Here is a 5074-nt window from a genome sequence, read left to right as displayed (position 1 = left end):
GTCATGGGTAGGCATGGCTCACCACGAACGGAAACCGTGGTACTTTTTCATTTTGCAGAGTGTAATTTAAAAAAGTTAAGTTAAAATCTTAAAATTTACCCAGTTAAGTGGTCGGATTGTGGCTCGAAGTCAAAATCCTTATTAATATTTCAATATCAACAAGGATTTTTCCTTGAAAAACGGGCGATTCCCCTACTTTTTTAACAGGCATTTTTCATTGCAAATACCAATATTCAATACGCCCTAATAATCTGTAAAATTAATACATCAGTTAGGATTGGAGTATGAAATTATTTTTTGTTGAGAATTATTTTTTTAACTTGCAAGATAAAATTTATTTTGCTATATTATTACCACTTTATTTTATAAAATAGGAGATGTTATGAAATTAGTAAAGTTTGTTGCCATTGCTTTGCTTGGCATTGCATTAATCGCGTGTGGCGGCGGTAATAAACCAGAAAATGTTGCCAAGAAATTTATTGAGTACGGCTATAAAGGCGATGTGGATAACATGATAAAGTTAATTAACATGCCTGAAAACGCCAAAAAAGATGGCACCCAAGAGATTGTTAGTGGTAAATTAAAGCAAGCTGCCATAAAATCAAAAGAAGAATCGGATAGAAAAGGTGGCTTAAAAGAAGTGGTGGTAGAGTCGAGTCAGATTGATGAACCAAATGGCACAGGTCGTGTTAAGATAGTTGTTCATTTTAAAAATGATGGTTCAAAATCACAAACCGAAAATGTGCGTGTTATTCGTTCTGGCAAAGAATGGAAAGTCAATTTATAATGATATTACTTAAAAAACACAAATCATTAATGATGGTTTGTGTTTTTTTATTGATAAAATCATCAGTACCATCCAGCAATTTTTATTTTTATAATGAAGATGGGGTTCGTAATAATGTTAAGCTGGGTGATTTTATTGTGCGTCAAGGCACGGCTTATGAAAGTGAACTGATAAAAAATTTAAGTGGTAGTCAATATTCTCATGTGGGCTTAATTATACAAGTAGAGCCAAGAATTTTAATCATTCATGCCACCACTGATGACAAAAAGGATAAACCAAACCAAGTTATTGTATCAACACTGTCTGAGTTTGTTCAGCCAAAACTCGCCAAAGGATGGGCGATTTATAGGAATGATAAATTGACCAGTGAAGACATTGAAAAAATTATCAAAAATACAAAGATGCAGATGGGTGAGCCATTTTTTCTGTCCGTAAAAAACGAAAAAGTTCAAGGTGTTTATTGCACAACATTGATTGCCAATCATTTGCCCAAATCTATTTATCATTCATTACAATGGCAACAAATTGACATACTTGGCTTGCATGGAGAAATCTTATATCCAAATGCTCTTGTTGATGAAAATGTGGGTTCAAGATTGATTTATAAAGAATAAATTAGAGAAGTTTGGTTTTTAAGATTTATTTAAATATCAAGCGGTCAGGTAACTATAACACTCCATAAAGTTGCTAAAAAATTTCTTGATTGTTCTGTATTGTAAAATGTATCATGGATGATTCATGATTTTTTATAATTTAGAAATAAATTAGGGTGTACCAATACCAATATAAAACCCACCCACTCATTTTTCCCTTGTAATTTCCCCCATTTTGTTACAAAATAGGCGGTTAAATTTTAAATTAGAGAATAACGATGAATGTATTGATTATGGCGGCAGGTACAGGCGGACACGTTTTCCCTGCGTTGGCGGTGGCGGACGAGCTGACATCTCGTGGGGCAGTCGTGCATTGGCTTGGTACGCCAAACGGCATGGAAAATGAGCTTGTCGCCAAACACGGCTACACCATGCACCATATTGATATGCAGGGCTTGCGGGGTAAGGGATTGGCTCGGGCGATTAAATTGCCTTTTATGCTATTTAAAGCAGTCATGGCAAGCAAAAACATCATCAAAAACAATAATATAGATGTGGTTATTGGCTTTGGCGGTTATGTGACTGTACCGGGGGGATTGGCGAGCAAATTATCAGGCAAACCGCTCATCATTCACGAGCAAAACGCCATTGCAGGCATGAGTAACAAGACCCTAGCTCCCCACTCGGCAAAAGTGCTACAAGCCTTTGACGGGGCATTTAGTGGCATGGGCGACAGGCTCATCACGGTGGGCAATCCCGTACGCACTGCGATTATTAACGCCACACCGCCAAGCGAGCGTTATGACGTGGCGGACACATCACCTTTAAAGGTGCTGGTGGTGGGCGGTTCGCTTGGGGCAAAAGCCATTAACGAAGTGGTGGTGGAACTCTTAAAACTGTCGGACAAGCCCCTAACCGTGCGACACCAATGCGGTAAGGACAACCACAACGCCATGTTAGTCGCCTACTCGCAAGCAGGGATTGACACAAGCCGTCATGTGTTTGAAGTCATGCCGTTTATTGATGACATGGCACAGGCGTACAGTTGGGCGGACGTGATTATTTGTCGGGCAGGAGCTTTGACGGTAACCGAGATTGCCAGTGTGGGCGTTGCTCCGATTTTTATTCCGCTACCGCACGCTGTGGACGACCACCAAACCGCCAACGCCAAGAGTCTAACCGAGCATGGGGCAGGGATTTTGTTGCCCCAACATGAGCTGTCGGGCGAAAAACTTGCACAGATTCTAGGCAATCTTGACCGCCAACAATGCCTAGACATGGCAAATAACGCCCGAGTCTTTGCCAAAACAGACACAACCACACAAGTGGCGGATATTGTGGAGCGTGTGGTTAAGGGCTAGTTTGTTGTTTGGCATTATTTGATTAAGATATTTTTGAAGTGGACGTGTAGGAGTGAATTACATTTGCCTAAAAATCAATACTTTATCATAGGGAAAATTGCAATTTGCCCCTGCAAATTAACCAAAAGTATCATTAATTCACAATACCTTTTTTTGATGAGTTAAAAAATGTTTTACCATAAAATCAACGACGCATTAAGCCTAACCTTGGTGCATTCATCATTTGCCAGTCAAATGAATGATATTGTCAATACTCAAAAAGAATATTTGGGCAAATGGCTACCGTGGGCGAATGATTTTAGCGAAAACAGCTATCGTGAATTTGTCAAATTTGCCCTGCACCAATATGCCGATGATAAAGCCATTCATACCCATATTATTTATGATGATAAAATTATTGGGGCGGTGAGTTTAAACAACATTTATCATCATCTAAAAAAGGCAGAGATTGGCTATTGGCTACACCAAGATTATCAAGGGCGTGGTATCATGACCCTTGCCGTGCGTGCGATGATGGATATTGCCAAACATGCCTATGGCATGGACGTGGTGGATATTAAGGCAGGTGAGCATAACACCCCAAGCCGACAAGTTGCCGAGCGATTGGGGTTTGAGTTTTGTGGTATCATTGCCAATAATGAAAACGTCAATGGCGATATTATTAACCATGCGGTTTATATGTATCGGTTTTGATTTGAAAATTGTAGGGTAAAATATTTGCCTTAATTTGTTAAATTAAATTTGATTTATATATTAACAGTTAAATTTTAAATGAATTGGGTATTTTAAATTAAAAGTTATCCAAATAAAAAATCATGGTAATTATTTACCAACCCCATTTAACACCTAAAAAGAGAAAAAGTTATGCCAAATTCAGCCAACATCAAAACCCTACCCAAACAACTTATTGAAATCCCAGAGATGAGACGGATTAACACCGTGCATTTTGTTGGTATCGGTGGGGCAGGTATGTGCGGTATTGCCGAAGTGCTTGCCAATCAAGGCTATACGGTTACAGGCTCGGACATTAAAGAAAGCGTGGTTACCAAGCGTTTAGAGAGCCTAGGCATTACGGTATTTATCGGGCATGATTCGTCTAATATCAAAAACGCTGACGTGCTGGTGGTGTCGTCCGCCATTGATAAAACGAACCCCGAGATTCAGACCGCCTTGCAAGCCCGACTGCCCGTGGTTCGCCGTGCCGATATGCTCGGAGAGCTGATGCGATACCGCCACAGTATTGCGGTGGCAGGGGCTCATGGCAAGACCACGACCACAAGCCTGCTGACCATGATGCTCACCGAAGCGGGGCTTGACCCGACTTATGTGATTGGTGGTAAATTGAATGCGTCTGGCAAAAATGCGTCTTTGGGCAGTAGCCGATACCTTGTGGCGGAAGCGGACGAGTCCGATGCGTCATTTTTGAGTTTGCGTCCTATGGCGAGCATTGTTACCAATATTGACGAAGACCACATGAATACTTATGGCGGTAGTTTTGACAAGCTAAAACAAGCCTATATTCAGTTTTTACACAATATGCCGTTTTATGGGTTGGCGGTGGTGTGTGGCGATGATGATGAGCTATACGGCATGATTGATGACATTGCTCGCCCTGTTTTGACTTTTGGCTTTAAAGAGCATAATGACGTGCAAGCGGTGGACGTGGTGGTGGACGGCACTCGCACGCATTTTACGGTGCTACGCAAAGACCGTGAACCGCTTCGCCTGACCCTAAATATCCCCGGTGAGCATAACGTGCTAAATGCCTTGGGGGCGATTACGCTGGCAACCGATGAAGGCGTGGACGATGAAGCGATTGTGCGTGCGGTGGGCAAATTTGCAGGCGTGGGCAGACGCTTTGAACAGCAAGCGGACGTAAGCCATGACGGGGGCAATATCCTACTCATTGACGACTACGGTCATCACCCTGCCGAAGTGCAAGCGACCATTAAGGCGGCACGCCAAAGCTATCCTGACCGCCGTTTGGTGATGATGTTTCAGCCACACCGTTACAGCCGTACACGAGATTGTTTTAGTGAGTTTGTCAATGTGTTGTCGCAGGTGGATAAGCTGATTTTACTGGATGTGTATAGTGCTGGCGAAGAGCCGATTAAGGGGGCGAGTAGCAACGATTTGGCTCGTTCACTGCGTGAGCGTGGGCAGGTTGAGCCGATTGTGCTAAGTGTCAATGACAAAGAACAAATCGCCCAAGTGCTAAAAGTTACCCTACACGCCAATGACCTGCTTATCACGCAAGGGGCGGGTAATGTGGGGCAGATTTGTTTGGATTTGCGGGATAATAATTTGTATTTATAGATACCATAAACCACAAC

General features: G+C 42.0%; 5 protein-coding genes. All 5 read left to right on the top strand.

The genetic code is table 11. From position 1 onward, the window contains the following. Nucleotides 1–382 precede the first annotated feature (382 nt). The 5 genes from B5J94_RS11845 to murC all read left to right on the top strand — a co-directional run bounded on the left by B5J94_RS11845 (nucleotide 383) and on the right by murC (nucleotide 5057). Nucleotides 383–787: a DUF4878 domain-containing protein gene (locus tag B5J94_RS11845; protein WP_062501030.1), complete on the top strand. Its 405-nt coding sequence runs from the start codon at nucleotides 383–385 to the stop codon at nucleotides 785–787. Next, the gene (locus B5J94_RS11840; RefSeq protein ID WP_079364153.1) at nucleotides 769–1401 is read left to right on the top strand and encodes a YiiX/YebB-like N1pC/P60 family cysteine hydrolase; all 633 of its coding nucleotides are present in this window, start codon (nucleotides 769–771) and stop codon (nucleotides 1399–1401) included. The genes B5J94_RS11845 and B5J94_RS11840 overlap by 19 nt, the downstream gene beginning before the upstream one ends. A 257-nt stretch (nucleotides 1402–1658) precedes the next feature. Beyond that, nucleotides 1659–2741, top strand: coding sequence for an undecaprenyldiphospho-muramoylpentapeptide beta-N-acetylglucosaminyltransferase (murG, locus tag B5J94_RS11835; protein ID WP_062501034.1), 1083 nt, complete (start codon nucleotides 1659–1661; stop codon nucleotides 2739–2741). Nucleotides 2742–2909: 168 nt separating this feature from the next. Then, complete coding sequence (locus B5J94_RS11830; RefSeq protein ID WP_062501036.1) at nucleotides 2910–3434, top strand: GNAT family N-acetyltransferase; 525 nt, start codon at nucleotides 2910–2912, stop codon at nucleotides 3432–3434. A gap of 171 nt (nucleotides 3435–3605) precedes the next feature. Beyond that, the gene (gene murC / locus B5J94_RS11825) at nucleotides 3606–5057 is read left to right on the top strand and encodes a UDP-N-acetylmuramate--L-alanine ligase (RefSeq protein ID WP_062501038.1); all 1452 of its coding nucleotides are present in this window, start codon (nucleotides 3606–3608) and stop codon (nucleotides 5055–5057) included. The last annotated feature ends 17 nt before the right edge of the window (nucleotides 5058–5074 follow it).

The organism is Moraxella lacunata, assembly GCF_002027545.1.
GTDB classification, from domain to species: domain Bacteria; phylum Pseudomonadota; class Gammaproteobacteria; order Pseudomonadales; family Moraxellaceae; genus Moraxella; species Moraxella lacunata.
Note: the sequence above shows the minus strand (reverse complement) of the source record. Positions and strands in the feature narration are given on the sequence as shown.